Below are 18516 nucleotides of genomic sequence, written 5' to 3'. Positions count from 1 at the left end.
TTGACCTGCCTGGTTATGTTTGCTGCGTTACTTCACGCCGCCACGCCCGCCCGGATGCACGCGACACGCGCCGCCGAGCCGTGCCGCACTTCCGGCAGCGGCACGTCCTGCGCGCACGCGTCGATCGCGACCGGGCAGCGCGTGCGAAACGCGCAGCCGGACGGCGGGTTGAGCGGCGACGGCATCTCGCCCGCCAGCAGCATCGGACGGCGAGCACGCTCGCGCGCCGGCTCCGGCGTCGGCGCCGCATCGAGCAGCGCCTTCGTGTACGGGTGCTGCGGCACGCCATACACGTCATGCCGCGTGCCGAACTCCATCACGCGGCCGAGATACATCACGAGCACGCGCTGGCTGATGGCCTTCACCACCGCCAGATCGTGCGCGACGAACAGATAGGACAACGACAGGTCGCGCTGCAGATCGCGCAGCAGGTTCACGATCTGCGCCTGGATCGACACGTCGAGCGCCGAGACGGGTTCGTCGCAGATCACGAGCTGCGGCTCGCTGATCAGCGCACGCGCGATGCCGACGCGCTGGCACTGCCCGCCGGAAAATTCGTGGGGATAGCGCAGCAGGTGATGCGCATTCAGGCCGACGCGCTCGAGCATCGTGATCACGCGGCGGCGCACTTCGGTGCGGCCGAGGCCCGCGTGGTGCGTGACGAGCGGCTCCGCGACGATCTGCTCGATCGTCATGCGCGGATCGAGCGACGCGAGCGGATCCTGGAAGATCATCTGGACTTCGCGGCGCATCGCGGTGCCGCGCAGGTGATCGGGCGCGACGGCATCGCCGCGCCAGCGCACCGTGCCGGCCGTCATCGGCACGAGGCCGATCAGCGCGCGCGCGAGCGTCGACTTCCCGCAGCCCGACTCGCCGACGAGCCCGACCGTCTCGCCGCGCTTCACGTCGAACGACACGCCGTCGACCGCGCGCAGCGTGCCCTTCGGCGACCACGGATAGCCGCCGAGCGGCACGCGGAAATGCACCTTCAGATCCTCGACGGACAGCAGCGTGTCGCCCGTCGCGCCGGTATTGCGGCGTGCTTCGACGCTCATCGCAGACCTCCCGCCAGATCGGCCAGCGGCCGGTGGCATGCGCGCACCGCCCCCGCCGCGCCATAGGTTTCGAGCACGGGGCGCGCCGCACCGCAGCGCTCCTCCGCATACGTGCAGCGTTTCGCGAACGCGCAGCCGGCCGGCGCGGTGCCGGGCATCGGCGGATTGCCGGGAATCGCGACGAGCGGTGCATCGTCCGCGTCGGTCAGGCGCGGCAGCGCGTTGAGCAGGCCGATCGTGTATGGATGCGACGGCGCCGCGAAGATCGAATCGGCCGGCGCGTATTCGACGGTGCGGCCCGCATACATGACCATCACGTCGTCCGCGAGGCCCGCGACCACGCCCATGTCGTGCGTGATCAGCACGATCGCGGTGCCGCGCTCGCGGTTCAGCTCGCGCAGCAGGTCGATGATCTGCGCCTGCACGGTCACGTCGAGCGCGGTGGTCGGCTCGTCGGCGATCAGGATTTCCGGCTCGGACAGCAGCGCCATCGCGATCATCACGCGCTGCCGCATGCCGCCGGAGAACTCGTGCGGATACATGCGGATGCGGCGTGCCGCATCCGGAATGCGCACCGACTCGAGCGCCTCGATCGCGCGCCGGGTCGCGTCCTTGCGCGACAGCTTGCGATGCAGCTGCAGCGTCTCGGTCATCTGCCGCTCGATCGTCAGGAACGGATTGAGCGACGTCATCGGATCCTGGAAGATCATCGCGATCCGGTCGCCGCGCACCGCGTTCAGCGCGCGCGTGTCCATCTCGAGCAGGTTGTCGCCGCGATAACGCGCCGTGCCCGTCGTCGTGCCGTTGCCGGCCAGCAGGCCGAGCAGCGCCATCACGGTCTGGCTCTTGCCCGAGCCCGATTCGCCGACGATGCCGAGCGTCTTGCCGGCCTCGAGCGAGAACGACACGCCGCTCACGGCGTCGACGGGCGGTGCGTCCTTGCGCGTGAAGCGCACGCCGAGGTTGTCGACTTCAAGTAGTGAGGCCATCTCAGCGATCCTTCGGGTCGAGCGCGTCACGCAGGCCGTCGCCAACGAAGTTCACGCAGTAAAGCGTCACGCACAGCATGACGGCCGGTGCCAGCAGGAGCCACGGCATCGATTCCAGTTTCTGCGCGCCGTCCTGGATCAGCACGCCCCAGCTCGTCATCGGTTCCTGCACGCCGAGGCCGAGGAACGACAGCACCGATTCGGTCAGCACGATGTTCGGCACCGAGACCGTCGCGTACACGACGACCACGCCGAGCAGGTTCGGCACGATGTGGCGCCGCACGATCGATGCCGGCGACACGCCGATCGCGCGCGCCGCATCGACGAACTCGCGGTTGCGCAGCGACAGCGTCTGGCCGCGCACGACGCGCGCCATGTCGATCCACGAGAACGCGCTGATGGTCAGCACGACCAGCAAGAACGAGCGGCCGAACAGGGTCATCATCAGGATCGCGATCAGCAGGTACGGGATCGCGTACATCATGTCGACGATGCGCATCATCACGGAGTCGACGCGGCCGCCCGCGAAGCCGGCGGTCGCGCCCCACGCGACGCCGAACAGGCCGGACACCAGCGTGCCGAGCAGGCCGACCTCGATCGACACGCGCCCGCCGATCAGCGTGCGCACGAGCAGGTCGCGGCCGAGTTCGTCGGTGCCGAACCAGTGCTGGTTGGCAAACGTCGGCGGCAGGCTGATCGACGCCCAGTCGCTCGTCGCGGGATCGGCCGCGAGCAGCCACGGGCCGGCGAAGCACGCGAGCGTGATCAGCGCGAGCAGCACAAGGCTGAACAGGGCCGCGCGGTTGTGAAGGAAGCGCGCGAACGCGAGCGCGAGCGGCGAGCGCGAACGCGGCGGCGAGTCGGTCTGCACGGGCAGACTGACGACGGGAGTAGTCGGGGTCATCGCAGTGCCTCGCTCAATAACGGATGCGCGGATCGAGCCACGCGTACGCGAGGTCGACCAGCAGGTTGAACAGCACTGCAAACACGGTCGTCAGCACGACGAGGCCGAGCACCAGCGTGTAGTCGCGGTTGATCGCGCCGTTCACGACGAGCTGCCCGAGCCCCGGCAGCGCGAACACCGATTCGGTGACGACGGCCGCCGTGATCGACGTGATGCAGACCGTGCCGAACAGCGACACGACCGGCATCAGCGCGGGCTTGAGCGCGTGGCGCAGCACGATCGTCGAGCCCGGCAGGCCCTTCGCGCGCGCGGTGCGGATGTAGTTGCTCGACAGCGTCTCGATCATCGAGCCGCGCATCACACGCGCGAGCAGCGACACGTTGATGAAGGTCAGCAGCACGATCGGCAGCAGCCGGTACTGCCAGCCGCCGTCGCCCCAGCCACCGGCCGGCAGCCAGCCGTTGCCGGCCGACGTCTTCAGCAGGATCGCGAAGATCCACACCAGCACCGGGCCGAGCACGAACGGCGGCACGACGTTGCCGAAGTTGCCGAGCAGCATCACGAAGCGGTCGATCACGCTGTCGCGGCGCACGGCCGCGACGGTACCGAGCAGCACGCCGAACACGATCGAGACCGGGATCGACACGCCGCCCACGCCGAGACTCACGGGCAGCGCCTTCTTCACGAGATCGTTCACCGACCAGTCGACGTAGCGGAACGACGGGCCGAGATCGCCGCGCAGCAGCGAGCCGAGATACAGCAGGTACTGCTTCCACAGCGGCTCGTCGAGGTGATACTTCGCGTTCAGGTTCGCGAGCGTCGCCACGGACAGCTGCTTCTCCGTATCGAACGGGCCGCCGGGCGTGAAATGCAGCAGCAGGTAGCAGACGGTGATGACGGCGAGAATCGTCGGCACCGCCCACAACGTGCGTCTCAATGCGTAGGCCAGCATGATCGCTCCGCTCAGTGCTTGATCAGGTACATGTCCTGCGACGCACGCATGTCGATCACGTTCTTCAGCGAGTAGCCGCCCACGTAGGGCTTCACGAGACGATCGGCCGAGTACTGGAACAGCGGCACCATCGGCGTGTCGTTCATCGCCGTGTCGTGCGCCTGCGTGAGCAGCGCGGTGCGCGCCTTGTCGTCGAGCTTCTGGTTGCCTTCGTCGACGAGCGAGTCCATCTGCTTGTTGCAGTAGCCGACGGTGTTCTGCGAGCTGCCGCAGCGGATCAGGTCGAAGAAGGTCATCGCGTCGTTGTAGTCGGCGAACCAGCCGTCGCGCGCGATCTGCACCTTGCCGTCATGCCGTTCCTTCATCAGCACCTTGAACTCGACGTTCTCGAGCTTCGTGTTGATGCCGAGCTTCGTGCGCCATTCCGATGCGGTGAACAGCGCGACCTTCTTGTGCAGGTCGTTGGTGTTGTACGTGAGCGTGAACGACAGCGGCTTCGCGTCCGAGTAGCCGGCCTGCTTGAGCAGGTCCTTCGCGGTCGCGACACGCTTGGCCATCGGCCACGACGCCCATTCCGGCGTGAACGGCTGCGCGCCCTTCGTGCCGTTCGGCATCAGCCCGTACATCGGCTTCTCGCCGGCCTGCGTGAGCTTCGACGTCAGCACGTCGCGATCGATCACCATCGACAGCGCCTGGCGCACGCGCTTGTCCTTGAGCGCCGCGTCGCTGTTGTTCAGGTAGTAGTAGTAGGTCGCGAGCTGCAGGCCCGGGCGCAGTTCGCCGCCGAACTGCTTGCTGACCTGCTGGAAGATGCCCGACGGGATCGAGTAGCTGTAGTCGATCTGGCCGGCCTGGTACATGCGCATCGCGGTTTCGTCGCTTTCGATCGGCAGGTACGTGACCTTGTTGATCACGACCTTCGACGCGTTCCAGTACTTCGCATCCTTGGTCGCCACGATGCGATTGTTCGGCTGCCAGTCGATGAGCTGGTATGCGCCGTTGCTGACGATGTTGCCGGGGCGCGTCCATGCGTCGCCGAACTTCGCGACGGTGTCCTTGTTCACCGGTGCGAGCGGCGCCATCGCGGTCAGCTCGGGGAAGAACGCGACGGGCACGTCGGTCGTCACTTCCAGCGTGTACGGGTCGACGGCGCGCACGCCGAGCGTCGTCGGCGCGGCCTTGCCGGCGATGATGTCCTTCGAGTTCTTGATGAACTCGACGAGGATCGTGTACTTCGAGCCCGTCTTCGGATCGACGAGACGCTGCCACGAATAGACGAAATCGGCGGCCGTCACCGGCTGGCCGTTGCTCCACTTCGCATCGTGGCGCAGCTTGAAGATCCACGTCTGCGGCGTCTTGCGCTCCCACGACTGCGCGACGCCCGGCACGATCTGGCCGGCCGCGTCGATGCGGGCGAGCCCTTCGAACAGATCGAGGCCGATCGTGTTGCCCGTCCACGATTCGATGTGCGCCGGGTCGAGCGACTCGACTTCGGCGGGCACCTGGCGCGTCAGGTCCTGTTGAGGAGCGAGCGCGACGTTCGACGGAACGGTCACGGCGTGAGCGGCGGGCGTCGTCAGGGCGAGCGCGGCCAGCACGGCCGACATGGCATGCAAGGATTTCATCGTGGCGGTCTTGAGAAGGTTGTTCGGTGAGCGTCGCGCGGCGAATGCCGCGGTTACGCTTGAGACGCTGACGGGTGCAGCGATTGGGGAGGCCCGTGGTTCTCGTATTGCATCTTAGTATTCCTTACGTTTCTTTCGACAGGCATTCCGTCTCTGAAACGAAGGAATACCTGTGCGTTAGAACAGCCTCGGTGTACCGACCCAGACCACCACCGACTCGATCTTCGCGGTGTTGACCCAGCTGTGCGGGACCGTCGACTGATAGTGCGAGCTGTCGCCGGCCTGCAGGACGAACGTCTTGCCTTCCAGCGTCAGCGACACTTCCCCTTCAATCACATACAGGAATTCCTCTCCTGCATGCGTCGTTACTTCCGACCGCTTCTGCCCCGGCGGCAACCGCACGAGGATCGCCTCGAGCTGACGCCCTTCGGACACGTTCGTCAGCCTCGCGAACAAATTCGCCGAATCGGCGAATCCGAAGAAGCGCAACTGCTCGCCTCTGCAGACCGAGCGTTCCTCGCTCGGTGTGTCCACGAAGTACTGCACCGTCACGCCGAGCGCCTGTGCGATACCGGCCAGCGACGTCAGTGACGGCGACGCGAGCCCGCGCTCGACTTGAGACAGAAACGGCTTCGAAATACCCGCGGCGGTAGCGGTGTCGTCGAGCGTGCGCTTGAGTCGTTGGCGCAACGCGCGAATCTTGCTGCCCAGAGCGGCAGCGTCTGCCGATCGCGAGTTTTCAGTGGGGGAAACCATAGCAGGCCGAAAAGTGGTCGTCAAAAAATGTTTGATGGAAAGTAACTAAGTTAAATCGAGATGCCTTAATCTTCAGGTTCGCACACGTCTTCGGTGTCGAGCCCGGTGCACTAAACAGGGCACGAAGCGTGCGAAACGACGCGCTATCTTGCCAGACTCGCCGGCTTCACAGGCAAGCTGCAAGCGGCTCTCCGGGAATTTGCGGAGAACGGGCGCAGAGCTTACAAGTAAATGACGAGACAAATGTTCCTGAAAGCTGCTGCCATATTGGGAGTTTCCCTGAGTGGCGCGGACCCGACGCACCGGACCGGCAAACGTTACCATTCGCGCGCCGGTCGAGGCCGCGCACCGCCTTATTCGACGGTGTCCGACCCCGGCCCGGGCTAACCCGCCCGACTGCTCCATCGCCGACGCAAAGCCTACCCGGCCCCCGTGCTACGGCGCCAGTTCGACCCCAAGGCGACGCGCGATCCGCGCCGTCCGTTTGAAACGAGATTGATGATGCACGCACCTGTTTCACAAACCCGATCGTTTACGACGGTCTTCCTCATCGAAATGTGGGAGCGCTTCGGCTACTACGGCATGGCCGCGCTTCTGGTCCTCTTCATGGTCGACCGGCTCGGTTTCACCGACAGCCATGCGAACCTGACCTGGGGCGCGTTTACCGCGCTCGTCTACGCGTCGCCGTCGATCGGCGGCTGGATCGGCGACAAGGTGCTCGGCGCCCGTCGCACGATGATCATCGGCGCGGCCGTGCTGTGCGCCGGCTACCTGATGCTGGCGGTTCCGAACGACGCGCTGGCGTACATGTACGCGTCGCTCGGCGTGATCGTCGTCGGCAACGGCCTGTTCAAGGCCAACGCGGCGAACCTCGTGCGCCGCATCTACGAAGGCGACGACGCGCGCATCGACAGCGCGTTCACGATCTACTACATGGCGGTCAACATCGGCTCGACCGTGTCGATGCTCGCGACGCCGTGGATCAAGGATCACTGGGGCTGGCACACCGCGTTCGCGGTCTGCTGCGGCGGCATGCTGCTCGCGATCCTGAACTTCATGCTGATGCACCGCACGCTCGCGCACATCGGCTCGCAGCCCGACGACGAACCGATCCGCTGGAAGCGCCTCGGCGGCGTGGCGGCAGGCGGCGTCGCGCTCGCGCTGATCACGCTGTACGTGCTGCAGCACAAGCAGCTCGCGGTCGCGAGCGTGTGGACGGCCGCGTTCGCGATCCTGGCGATCTTCGCGTACATGATCGCGAAGTCGGAGCGTTCGGAGCGCGCGGGCCTGATCGCGGCGCTGGTGCTGATCGGCCAGGTGATCCTGTTCTTCATCTTCTACGTGCAGATGTCGACGTCGCTGACGCTGTTCGCGCTGCGCAACGTCGATCCGCGCTTCATCCTGTTCGGCACGACGCTGTTCACGTGGAGCGCCGCGCAGTTCCAGGCACTGAACCCGATCTGGATCATGATGCTGAGCCCGCTGCTCGTGTGGATCTACAACGCGTTCTCGAAGAGCGGCCGTGACCTGCCGGTCGCGGCGAAGTACGCATTCGGCTTCGGCGCGGTGGCGGCCGGCTACCTGGTGTTCACGATCAGCGGCCGCTACGCGGTCGATGGTCGCGTGTCGTCGTGGTTCATGGTGTGGGGCTACGGCCTCTACTCGCTCGGCGAACTGCTGGTGAGCGGCCTCGGCCTCGCGATGATCGCCCGCTACGTGCCGGCGCGCATGAGCGGCTTCATGATGGGCGCGTATTTCGTCGCGACGGGTGTGTCGCAGTATCTGGGCAGCGTCGTCGCGAACTTCGCGCAGATGCCGTCGCACGACCTGCCGGCCACCGAATCGCTGCCGCTCTATCTTTCGCTGTTCGAGAAGCTCGGCTGGCTCGCCGCGATCGGCATGCTGCTGGCGCTGCTGCTGCTGCCGATGATGAACCGCCTGTCGCGCCAGCATCAGCGCTGCGCGGACGAGCGCCGCGAGGAAGAAGCGGTGCAGGCGCAGGCGATGGCCTCGGCTCAGTAAGTACTATCCCTCGGCGTGCGGCATGCACGCCACATTCTCCCGCCAGCACGGCCAGCACGTCCTACACTGGTTGCAACGGCGCAACCGTTCCATCGCGGTGCGCACTGGCGGGAGAACATCATGAAAAGCAAAACGACTCGGCTCTTGAGGATACTGTCGGACATCCGGCACGCGCAGCGCTGCACCGCATTGCGCGCCGCCCGGGCCGCGGCCGAAGCCGACGCGGTGCTCGCGCAGGAGGACGATCCGAAGTCCGACGAACGCGACGACGCCGAATCCGACGACGCGACGGCGGTCCCCCGCTCCCGCATCGGCTCACCTCACTGAGCGCACCGACGCCGCGCGGCCCCTTGCGTGCCGCCTGCGCACGCTCCCGCGCCGCTCATGCGGCCGCGCCGCGCCAGCGCGCGAACCACGATCCCGATCCGGCCACGGCCATCATCAGCCCCACCGCGCACGCGTCGGCCGCGAGGCCCACGCCGATATGCCGCAGCTCGGCGCCGTTCGCGACCGGATGCAGCAGCGAATCGATGACGAGCGAGATCGCCGCGCCCGCGACGAAGCAGATCAGGCCGCGCCGGCCGACCGCGACGACGGGCTGCACGGCGTGCGCAATGCGCGCGATCCATCCGTAGCGCACGCAGTCGCCCATCAGCCACGCGAGCGCCGCGAAGCTCACGATGCGCGGCAGCGCGAGATCGCGCTTGAGCACGCCTTCCGGCACCGGCAGCCCCGAGAACAGCTTGTAGCTCGCGCAGCCGAGCACGATCGCACACGCGACGCCGGTCGCCGCGGCGCTCCAGCGCCCGAGCGCGACGTGCCGGTAGAACGGCTGGCTGCGCGCGAGCACGCCGCCGACGAACATCAGCTGCCACGCGAACGGGTTGAAGCTCCAGCGGAACGCATCGGTGTCCAGCAGTTCGGGGCCGAGCCAGCCGGCCGCGAGCCACGACGCCGCGCTGAACGCGACGAGCAGCCACGGGTGGCGGCGCGCGAACGGCACGACGACCGGCGACGCGAGCGCGAACAACACGTACATCGGCAGCACCGACGCGAGATACGGCTGGCGCTGGAACGTGAGCAGCTCGGCCGCGCCGGTGAGCGGCGACGCGAGCACCACGCTGACGTCGTCGAGCGCGAGGTTCGGCGCGTCGATCCCGTAATGGTCGAGCACGGCGGACACGACGAGCATCAGCGTCGACGTCGCGAGAAACGCGCGATAGATCTGCATCGCGCGGTGCACGAACCGCCGCTGCGCGGCGCGCGCGCCGTGCCGGTCGGCGATCGCGCCGTAGGCGCTCGCGGTCGCGAAGCCGCCGAGGAACACGAACACCTCGGCCGCGTCGCACAGCGCGAACGCGTGGAGCGTCACGCGCGACAGCACGCTCGCACTGATGTGATCGACGACGATCATCAGCAGCACGATCCCGCGGAAGAAATCGACTTCGATCAGGCGGCCGCCGCGCGCCGGCGCAGCCGCGGCGGCGGGCGGCATGCTCAGCGACATGGCCGCACCCGCGCGAGCACGGCGCGGGATGCGCCGGTGGAGGAGTCGAAAGGAAGAAGGCGCAGCCGATCAGCGGCGATACGCGTATGCTCGCATCGCGCCAGCCCGGCCGGTCCGGCACGGAGATGACCGTTCATGGAAAAGCCGCATACGAAGAGAAGACGGTCAGATCAGTCTAGTGGCCGATCGGGGGATACCCTAAGTAACAAAATGCAACGGAATCTTCTGTTCGATTACACGCGTGACAGCGACGAGTCGAAGCTGGCGACGCGGTCAGCGTGACGTCAGTGCGTCGCCAGTTCGACGCCAGCATCGCGGCATTCGACGCGACGAACCCGCAACGCGTAGCCCGTTTCCGCGCGGCCGTCGTGCCGCGAAAGACAACGCTCAGCGACGCGCGGGCAGGCGCCGCATCAGCATCGCGCTGTGCCATGCGGTCAGCGCGACGGCGACCCAGATCGGCGCGTACGTCGCTAGCTGCGCGACGCTCAGCGTCTCGCCGAGCAGCAGCAGCGACACCGCGACGAGCAGCACGGGCTCGACGTAGCCGAGGATGCCGAACAGCGCCATCGGCAGCATCCGGCTCGCCTTCAGGTAGCTCGCGAGCGCGAGCGTGCTGAGCACGCCGAGCCCGGGCAGCAGCGCGGCCCACAACAGCGGATGGCCGGCGACCGGCGTCGCGCTCGTCGACACCATCGCGAGCGCGAACGGACACAGCAGCACGATCTCGACCGCGAACGCGGCCAGCGAATCGGCGTTGATCCGGCGGCGCAGCACGAAATACGGCGGATAGCCGAGTGCGACGACGAGCGTCGGCCACGCGAACGCGCGCGTCGCCCACACCTCGTGCGCGACGCCGAGCGCCGCGAAGGCGACCGCCGCCCATTGCAGCGGATCGAGTCGTTCGTGATAGTAGAAGCGGCCGACGAGCACCATCGTCAGCGGCAGCAGGAAATAGCCGAGCGACACTTCGAGCATGCGCCCGTGCAGCGGCGCCCACAGGAACAGCCACAGCTGCAGGCCGAGCAGCGCCGCGCTCACCGGCAGCGCGATCAGCAGGCGCCAGTCGCGCACGCTGCGTCGGACCAGCTCGACGAGCGCGGGCCAGCGGCCGCGCAGCGCGATCAGCGCGAGCGCGCCCGGTGCGGTCCACACGATGCGCCACGCGAAGATGTCGAGCCCCGTAAGCGGCGCGAGCAGTTTCGCGTAAGCGGACATCAGCGCGAACAGCGTCGACGCGAGCACCGACAGCATGATGCCGCGCCCGGCCTCCGGATACCCCGTCATGTTGTTTTCGCCTTACTGCTGCTGGAAGCGATCGAAGCGCCTTTCGATCAGACGTTCCTCGAACGTGACCTCGGTCACGCGTGCGGCCGGCGGCCCGTGGCGCAGCCACGCGAGCATCCGGTCGATCTGCGCGCCGGGGCCCTGGATCATCGCCTCGACGCTGCCATCCTCGAGATTCGCGACCCAACCACGCAGCTTCAGCGCATGCGCCTCGCGCACCGTCGCGTGCCGGAAGCCGACGCCCTGCACGACGCCGCGCACCCGCACGTAGTAGGTCTCGATCCGTTCGTCCAGTTCATTACGGCTCATCGCGTCGCCCTCCTGTTGCATTCAAGCCCGGCATTGTAGTCGCGTCGGCCGCTTCCTACACGCGCCCGGCAGGCCGGCCATCTGCCGCCGCCCGGTGTGGCCGCGCAGTGCGGCCGCCCGCGCGGCGCTCGCGTCGCCGGGCGCGCCGACCACGTACAATCTCGCCGACGCACAACCGCCGCGCCGCCCGCGCGGCCCTGAAGGAAACGCATGACTGATACCACCCGCGATCTCGTTCTCGTCACCGGCGCGTCCGGTTTCGTCGGCTCGGCCGTCGCGCGCATCGCGCAGCAGAAAGGCTATGCGGTGCGCGTGCTGGTGCGCCCGACCAGCCCGCGCACGAACGTCGCGGATCTCGACGCCGAGATCGTCACCGGCGACATGCGCGACGAGGCTTCGATGCGCGCCGCGCTGCGCGGCGTGCGCTACCTGCTGCACGTCGCGGCCGACTATCGGCTGTGGGCGCCGGATCCGGACGAGATCGAGCGTGCGAACCTCGAAGGCGCGGTCGCGACGATGCGCGCGGCGCGTGCCGAAGGCGTCGAGCGGATCGTCTACACGAGCAGCGTCGCGACGCTGAAGGTCACGAGCGCCGGCGATCCGTCCGACGAAAACCGGCCGCTGACCGCCGAGCAGGCGATCGGCGTATACAAGCGCAGCAAGGTGCTGGCCGAGCGCGCGGTCGAGCGGATGATCGCCGACGAAGGGCTGCCGGCCGTGATCGTCAATCCGTCGACGCCGATCGGCCCGCGCGACGTGAAGCCGACGCCGACCGGCCGCATCATCGTCGAGGCCGCGCTCGGCAAGATTCCGGCGTTCGTCGATACCGGCCTGAACCTCGTGCATGTCGACGACGTCGCGCACGGCCACTTCCTCGCGCTCGAGCGCGGCCGGATCGGCGAGCGCTACATCCTCGGCGGCGAGAACCTGCCGCTGCAGCAGATGCTGGCCGACATCGCGCAGATGACGGGCCGCAAGGCGCCGACGATCGCGCTGCCGCGCTGGCCGCTCTACCCGCTCGCGCTCGGCGCGGAGGCCGTCGCGAAGTTCACGAAGAAGGAGCCGTTCGTGACCGTCGACGGGCTGCGGATGTCGAAGAACAAGATGTATTTCACGTCCGCGAAGGCCGAGCGCGAGCTTGGCTACCGCGCGCGTCCGTACCGCGAAGGGCTGCGCGACGCGCTCGACTGGTTCGGCTCGGCGGGCTACCTGAAATAGCACAACGCGGCGTGCTTCACGCCGCTTTGCGCACTTTGTTACACGTCGCTGACGGACCGGCACCGGCGCAGCGGTTAAAATCGCGGGTCTTACGCAGAGAAGACACGCATGAACCTGAACGATCAGATCGATTCGCTCAACGCGGGCGTCGATCAGCTGCTCCACGATCACCACGCCGCGCAGCAGGCGGCACGCAGCGCGGAAGCGTTCGCGCGCGCCGCCGCGGCGGAAGCCCAGGCCGCCGCCGAGCGTCACGCCGCGGCGGAGACCGAAGCGCTGGCCGCCGCGCAGCGCCACACGGCCGCCGCCGCCGACGCCACCGCCGCGCAGCAGCGCCACGCCGATGCCACCGCCGCGGCCGAAGCCGCCGCCCAACGCCACAACGAAGCCGCCGCGCAGGCCGAAGCCGCCGTCCAGCGACACACCGAAGCGACCGCGCTGACCGAAGCGCTCGCCCAGCGTCACGCGGATGCGGAAGCGGCGTCGCAGCGCCATGCGGCCGCGATCGCCGAAGCCGAGGCCGCCGCGCAACGTCATCACGCCGCCGCGACCGAAGCGGAAGCCGCCGCGCAGCGTCATGCCGCCGCTACCGCGGAGGCCGCGGCCGCCGCGAAACGCCACGCGGATGCGACCGCCGAAGCCGAGGCCGCGACGCAACGTCACGCGGCCGCGATCGCCGAGGCCGAAGCGCTCGCGCAGCGTCATCTGCAGGCGATCGCAGAAGCGGAAGCCGCCGCGCAGCGCCACGCCGATGCGACCGCCGAAGCGCAAGCCATCACGCAGCGCCATACCGAAGCCATCGCACAAGCCGACGCGGCCGCGCAACGCCACGCGCAGGCAACTGCCGAGGCCGAGGCCGTCACGCAACGCCACAGCGAAGCGATCGCCGAGCGTCACGCGAAGGCGATCGCCGACGCGGAAGCGCTCGTCGAAGCCGTCGTGAAGGACGCGGCGACGAACCCGGCGGCGTCCGACACCGCGATGGCCGTTGCAGCCGAAGTCGTCACGGCCGAAGTCGTCGAACCGATTGTCGAACCCGCTGCCGCGCCAGTTGCCGCCGATGAAGGCGCTGCGGCGCCGGCCGATGCGAGCACCGCCGTCGTCGCGACGAACGGCGCCGCCGGCGCGATCGAAGTCGCCCCTATCGAAGCCGCGGACACGCCCGCGGACAAGCCGACGCTGCACGTCGCTCGCCCGTCGCAGAACGAACTGACGCTGACCGTCAACGGCCAGTCGATCACGCTGCACCCGGAGCAGCTGGGCCAGCTGATCGAGGAACTCGCGCATGCGCGCGCGTCGATGCAGCCGGAACCGCCGCCCGGCATCCCGGCCGGCTGGCGCTTCGTGACGACGAAGAACCCGATGATGGCCGTGCAGAAGCAGTCGAACGGCGACCGCCTGCTGGTCGCGCGCCACACCGGCTACGGCTGGGTGCCGTTCACGTTCTCGCCGGACGTCGTGATCCAGATGTACATGATGCTGACGCAGCGGTAAGCGGGCGCAGCACCGCCGCAAAAGAAACAGCCCGATCGGTTCGCACCGATCGGGCTGTCCGCTTTCCAAAGTCCGGACGTCAGCCGGCACACGCCGGCATCATTCAGTTCAACGCTCCACCGGCGCCTGCACCCGTGCCTTCCACTGGCCGCCCTTGCCGCGCCAGTAGCGCCACGCGGACGCGAACGTCGCGCCGACGTAGAACAGCGCGACGAGCGGCAACGCGGGCGCCCACAGCGGCGAGCGCCGGTAGTAGCGCAGCATCGGCGCATACGCGGTGCACATCGACGCCCACGCGAGCCACGCCGGCCACGCGCGCGCGCCGTACGCCAGCGCGGCGACGGGCGGCACCAGGTAGATGATCGTCATCCCGAGCAGCGTGCCGGCGAGCAGCAGCGGCGAATAATGGAGCTGCGTGAACGCGGTGCGCGCGATCATGTTCCAGATGTCGCGCCAGCTGTCGTACGGACGCAGCGACACGCTACGCTCGGCCAGATCGAGCCGGATCGGATGCCGGCCGCTGCCGCGATGCTTGATCTGCGCGGCGAGGCTGCAGTCGTCGATCAGCGCGCCGCGGATCGATTCGATGCCGCCCGCCTCCTCGAGCGCGCTGCGCTTGACCAGCATGCAGCCGCCCGCGGCGCCGGCCGTCCGGTTGCGCGGATTGTTGATCCACGAGAACGGATAGAGCTTCGCGAAGAAGAACACGAACGCCGGAATCAGCGCCTTCTCCCAGAACGAATCGCAGCGCAGCCGCACCATCAGCGACACGAGATCGCGCTGCTCGGCCTGCGCGCGCGTGACGAGCTGGGCGACGGCGTCGGGCGGATGGCCGATGTCGGCATCCGTCAGCAGCAGGTAGTCGGCCGGCAGCCCGAGCGTGCGCACCGCCGCGATGCCCTGCGACTGCGCCCATACCTTGCCCGACCAGCCGGACGGCAGCGGCTTCGCGGCCAGCACCGTCAGGCGCTCGGCGCGGTTGATCGCGAGCGCGGCCGCACGGGCCGCGTCGGCGGTGCCGTCGTCGCTGTGGTCGTCGACGATGATCAAATGAAAATCACCCGGATAGTCCTGCTCGAGCAACGACGTCGCCGCCTCGGCGATCACGTCGACCTCGTTGCGCGCCGGCACGACCGCGACGACGGCCGGCCAGCCGGCCTCGGCCGCCGCGCCGCGTGCCTGCGGCGGCAGCGCCCGCGCGGGCCGCGCGCGCCAGAAACCGCCGCGCGCGACGAGCAGCACGATCCAGATCAGCAGCGACAGGCCGGACACCAGGAAGGTAATCGCCAGCATCATCGGCAAACCTCCTGCCGGACACCGGCGCGAGCAACCCGGCCGCCCGCGGCGCACGATCGGTCGAGCATATTGAGGGTCGGAGTCAAAACGCCCATGACCGCACGGGCGGCAGGGCAATACGCGTAAGAATCGACGGTCATCGAATGGCCTTGAAATGAGCGCGACGCCGGGCAGCCGAACCGGCTGCCCGCGAAAGCGCGCAGTTTACCGGGTTCCGCGCGCGCCAGCGCCGACGCGGCTCTGCTGTGGATGCAACACGCTAGATACAGCACCAGAGCACGGACGGCCCGATAGGGTTAAAATGCGCGATTAATTCGGGGTTCCGGGGCCTGGCCTGGCCGGTTCGTTCCTGCCTTCATAACATCAAGCCGGGGCGAGCGAGCCGTGCCAGCTCCTCGAACCCCGGCGTCTGTCGTCGGAGTTCGCTCATATATGCGAGTCATCCTTGCCCAGCCCCGCGGCTTCTGTGCGGGGGTTGTCCGCGCAATCGAGATCGTCGATCGCGCGCTGCAACAGCACGGCGCGCCGGTCTATGTGCGTCATGAGATCGTGCATAACCGGCATGTCGTCGAAAATCTGCGTAATAAAGGGGCACGATTCGTTGAGGAGCTCGACGAGGTGCCGCACGGCGCCGTGGCGATCTTCAGCGCGCACGGTGTCGCCCAGACGGTCGAACGCGACGCCGAAACGCGCGGGCTCGACGTGCTGGACGCCACCTGCCCGCTCGTCACGAAGGTGCACGTGCAGGGCCGCCAGTACGTCGCGGCGGGCCGTCGGCTGATCCTGATCGGCCACGCAGGCCATCCGGAAGTCGAAGGCACGATCGGCCAGATTCCGGCCGAGGTGATCCTCGTGCAGAGCGAGGCAGAAGTCGATACGCTGACGCTGCCGGTCGATACGCCGGTCGCGTACGTGACGCAGACCACACTGTCGGTCGACGACACGCGCGGCATCATCGAAGCGCTGCAGCGCCGGTTCACCGACATCGTCGGCCCGGACACGCGCGACATCTGCTACGCGACGCAGAACCGCCAGGCCGCCGTGCGCGAGCTGAGCGGCCAGGTCGACGTGCTGCTGGTCGTCGGTGCGACGAACAGCTCGAACTCGAACCGCCTGCGCGAGATCGGCACCGAAAGCGGCGTGCCGAGCTATCTCGTCGCCGACGGCTCGGAAGTGAAGCCCGAATGGTTCGCGGGCGTGCAGACGGTCGGCCTGACCGCCGGCGCGTCGGCACCCGAGGAAATGGTTGAGGATGTAATCGGCGCGCTGCGCGCGCTGGGGCCCGTCGATGTCACGACGATGGCGGGCCGTGAAGAAAAAGTCGAATTCAAGTTGCCGGCGAAGCTTACGCAAGCTGTCGCCCGCGAAGTTTAAGGAGGACATCTCTTGTCTATTCCGCTGCTCCAGCAAGTCCGCGTCGGCGCATACATCATGCGCCAACACCTGTCCGGCAACAAACGCTATCCGCTCGCGCTGATGCTCGAGCCGCTGTTCCGCTGCAACCTCGCGTGCAACGGCTGCGGCAAGATCGACTATCCGGACCCGATCCTGAACCAGCGCCTGTCCGTCGAGGAATGCCTGGGCGCCGTCGACGAGTGCGGCGCGCCCATCGTGTCGATCGCCGGCGGCGAGCCGCTGCTCCACAAGGAGATGCCGGAGATCGTCAAGGGCATCATGAAGCGCAAGAAATTCGTGTACCTGTGCACGAACGCGCTCCTGATGGAAAAGAAGATGGACGACTACGAGCCGAATCCGTACTTCGTCTGGTCGGTCCACCTCGACGGCGACAAGGAGATGCACGACCATTCCGTGTCGCAGGAAGGCGTGTACGACAAGGCGGTCGCGGCCATCAAGGAAGCGAAGCGCCGCGGCTTCCGCGTGAACATCAACTGCACGCTGTTCAACGATGCGATCCCCGAGCGCGTCGCGAAGTTCTTCGACACGCTGGGGCCGATCGGCGTCGACGGCATCACCGTGTCGCCGGGCTACGCCTACGAACGCGCGCCGGATCAGCAGCACTTCCTGAACCGCGACAAGACGAAGAACCTGTTCCGCGAGATCCTGAAGCGCGGCGAAGGCGGCAAGCGCTGGTCGTTCAGCCAGTCGTCGCTGTTCCTCGACTTCCTGGCCGGCAACCAGACGTACAAGTGCACGCCGTGGGGCAACCCCGCGCGCACCGTGTTCGGCTGGCAGAAGCCGTGCTATCTGGTCGGCGAAGGTTACGTGAAGACCTTCAAGGAACTGATGGAAGACACGAACTGGGACAACTACGGCGTCGGCAACTACGAGAAGTGCGCGGACTGCATGGTCCACTGCGGCTTCGAAGCCACCGCCGTGATGGACACGATCTCGCATCCGCTGAAAGCGCTGCGCGTGAGCAAGAAGGGCATCAAGACCGACGGCCCGTTCGCACCGGACATCTCGATCGCGAAGCAGCGTCCGGCCGAGTACGTGTTCTCGCGCCACGTCGAGATCAAGCTCGACGAAATCCAGCGCGCCGGCAAGGGCAAGCTGCAGAAGCCGGCGAAGTCGGCAACGGCGGCTTAAGCGCGTGTCGCCACGTGGAGGCTCGCGCCTCCGCGCAGGCAGGCGGCAAGAAAGCGCCACGGAGTTCGCTCCGTGGCGCTTTTGTTTTGTCGGGCCTCGTCAATAGGACGGCCGCACATCGGCGCACGCACCGGAATGCGCACGCCGCTCGCCCAGGCTAGTGTCGCGACTCCGCCGCCGCGATCAGCTGCCAGGCGGTCGGGCCGGGATCGAGCAGCGGATCGGACGGCGGATCGAGATCGTGCTGATGGGTTTCCTCGGACGGCAGCGTCTGCCACTTCGCAATGCCGATCTCGTCGCCGCACACGGTGCATCGATAGATGCCCGCGATCTTCACTTCGCTGCCCGGCGGCAGGTTCTCGCTGAATGCGCGGCCGATTCCGCACGTGAAATAGCCGCCGATCCTGTATAGCGCCATCGCTCCTCCTGACTGAAACGAATGCGTTCGCGCCGACACGCACGATCGTCGCAAACGCGAGGATGGATCGTCATCGACCGAACCCGTTCGGCTCCTGTCGTGACATTAGACGGCGAGAGTCAGCCCCCGTGAATGGG

The 18516-nt window shown here is 67.6% G+C and carries 17 protein-coding genes; 6 read left to right on the top strand and 11 right to left on the bottom strand.

The window, feature by feature from the left end; genetic code table 11:
• Positions 1-32: 32 nt before the first annotated feature.
• The 6 genes from ABIC50_RS32370 to ABIC50_RS32345 form a co-directional block, all read right to left on the bottom strand.
• Entirely contained in the window at positions 33-1055 is a 1023-nt protein-coding gene (locus tag ABIC50_RS32370; protein WP_212061362.1) for an ABC transporter ATP-binding protein, read from the bottom strand.
• Positions 1052-2044, bottom strand: a complete 993-nt coding sequence (locus ABIC50_RS32365; protein WP_354168823.1) for an ABC transporter ATP-binding protein — start codon at positions 2042-2044, stop codon at positions 1052-1054. The genes ABIC50_RS32370 and ABIC50_RS32365 overlap by 4 nt, the downstream gene beginning before the upstream one ends.
• Position 2045: 1 nt before the next feature.
• On the bottom strand, positions 2046-2948 hold the full coding sequence (locus tag ABIC50_RS32360; protein WP_011659807.1) for an ABC transporter permease: 903 nt from the start codon (positions 2946-2948) through the stop codon (positions 2046-2048).
• 13 nt (positions 2949-2961) lie between these two features.
• Entirely contained in the window at positions 2962-3900 is a 939-nt protein-coding gene (locus ABIC50_RS32355; protein WP_011659808.1) for an ABC transporter permease subunit, read from the bottom strand.
• Between the two features lie 11 nt (positions 3901-3911).
• The gene (locus ABIC50_RS32350) at positions 3912-5525 is read right to left on the bottom strand and encodes a peptide ABC transporter substrate-binding protein (RefSeq protein ID WP_354168821.1); all 1614 of its coding nucleotides are present in this window, start codon (positions 5523-5525) and stop codon (positions 3912-3914) included.
• A gap of 177 nt (positions 5526-5702) precedes the next feature.
• Positions 5703-6281, bottom strand: coding sequence for a cupin domain-containing protein (locus ABIC50_RS32345; RefSeq protein ID WP_006753630.1), 579 nt, complete (start codon positions 6279-6281; stop codon positions 5703-5705).
• A gap of 498 nt (positions 6282-6779) precedes the next feature.
• Between ABIC50_RS32345 and ABIC50_RS32340 the strand changes: the two genes are divergently transcribed.
• Together ABIC50_RS32340 and ABIC50_RS32335 are read left to right on the top strand one after the other, a co-directional pair.
• The gene (locus tag ABIC50_RS32340) at positions 6780-8303 is read left to right on the top strand and encodes a peptide MFS transporter (protein WP_011659810.1); all 1524 of its coding nucleotides are present in this window, start codon (positions 6780-6782) and stop codon (positions 8301-8303) included.
• Between the two features lie 120 nt (positions 8304-8423).
• The gene (locus ABIC50_RS32335) at positions 8424-8630 is read left to right on the top strand and encodes a hypothetical protein (protein WP_006753628.1); all 207 of its coding nucleotides are present in this window, start codon (positions 8424-8426) and stop codon (positions 8628-8630) included.
• A gap of 55 nt (positions 8631-8685) precedes the next feature.
• Here the strand turns inward: ABIC50_RS32335 and ABIC50_RS32330 are convergent, their stop codons facing one another.
• The 3 genes from ABIC50_RS32330 to ABIC50_RS32320 form a co-directional block, all read right to left on the bottom strand.
• A complete protein-coding gene (locus tag ABIC50_RS32330) occupies positions 8686-9810 on the bottom strand; it encodes an OpgC domain-containing protein (RefSeq protein ID WP_354168819.1) in 1125 nt (374 codons plus the stop codon).
• 387 nt (positions 9811-10197) lie between these two features.
• Positions 10198-11097, bottom strand: a complete 900-nt coding sequence (gene rarD / locus ABIC50_RS32325) for an EamA family transporter RarD (RefSeq protein ID WP_354168817.1) — start codon at positions 11095-11097, stop codon at positions 10198-10200.
• A 12-nt stretch (positions 11098-11109) separates the two neighbouring features.
• Positions 11110-11406, bottom strand: a complete 297-nt coding sequence (locus ABIC50_RS32320; RefSeq protein ID WP_041491699.1) for an acylphosphatase — start codon at positions 11404-11406, stop codon at positions 11110-11112.
• A 210-nt stretch (positions 11407-11616) separates the two neighbouring features.
• Between ABIC50_RS32320 and hpnA the strand changes: the two genes are divergently transcribed.
• Both hpnA and ABIC50_RS32310 read left to right on the top strand, forming a co-directional pair.
• Positions 11617-12624 (top strand): hopanoid-associated sugar epimerase, encoded by a 1008-nt coding sequence (hpnA, locus tag ABIC50_RS32315; protein ID WP_165753999.1) that lies wholly within the window; start codon positions 11617-11619, stop codon positions 12622-12624.
• Positions 12625-12732: 108 nt separating this feature from the next.
• Entirely contained in the window at positions 12733-14118 is a 1386-nt protein-coding gene (locus tag ABIC50_RS32310; protein WP_354168815.1) for a phage tail protein, read from the top strand.
• A 108-nt stretch (positions 14119-14226) separates the two neighbouring features.
• Here the strand turns inward: ABIC50_RS32310 and ABIC50_RS32305 are convergent, their stop codons facing one another.
• Positions 14227-15414, bottom strand: coding sequence for a glycosyltransferase (locus tag ABIC50_RS32305; RefSeq protein WP_175656776.1), 1188 nt, complete (start codon positions 15412-15414; stop codon positions 14227-14229).
• 432 nt (positions 15415-15846) lie between these two features.
• On the opposite strand from ABIC50_RS32305, the gene ispH reads away from it, so the two are divergent.
• Both ispH and hpnH read left to right on the top strand, forming a co-directional pair.
• On the top strand, positions 15847-16788 hold the full coding sequence (gene ispH, locus ABIC50_RS32300; RefSeq protein ID WP_011659818.1) for a 4-hydroxy-3-methylbut-2-enyl diphosphate reductase: 942 nt from the start codon (positions 15847-15849) through the stop codon (positions 16786-16788).
• Positions 16789-16800: 12 nt separating this feature from the next.
• Positions 16801-17961 (top strand): adenosyl-hopene transferase HpnH, encoded by a 1161-nt coding sequence (gene hpnH, locus ABIC50_RS32295; RefSeq protein ID WP_006750235.1) that lies wholly within the window; start codon positions 16801-16803, stop codon positions 17959-17961.
• Between the two features lie 157 nt (positions 17962-18118).
• Here hpnH and ABIC50_RS32290 read toward each other — a convergent pair whose 3' ends face one another.
• Positions 18119-18379: a hypothetical protein gene (locus ABIC50_RS32290; protein ID WP_006750234.1), complete on the bottom strand. Its 261-nt coding sequence runs from the start codon at positions 18377-18379 to the stop codon at positions 18119-18121.
• Positions 18380-18516: the final 137 nt, after the last annotated feature.

Source organism: Burkholderia sp. 567 (assembly GCF_040545115.1).
GTDB classification, from domain to species: Bacteria; Pseudomonadota; Gammaproteobacteria; order Burkholderiales; family Burkholderiaceae; genus Burkholderia; species Burkholderia ambifaria.
This window is presented reverse-complemented; position numbering and strand designations above follow the sequence as displayed.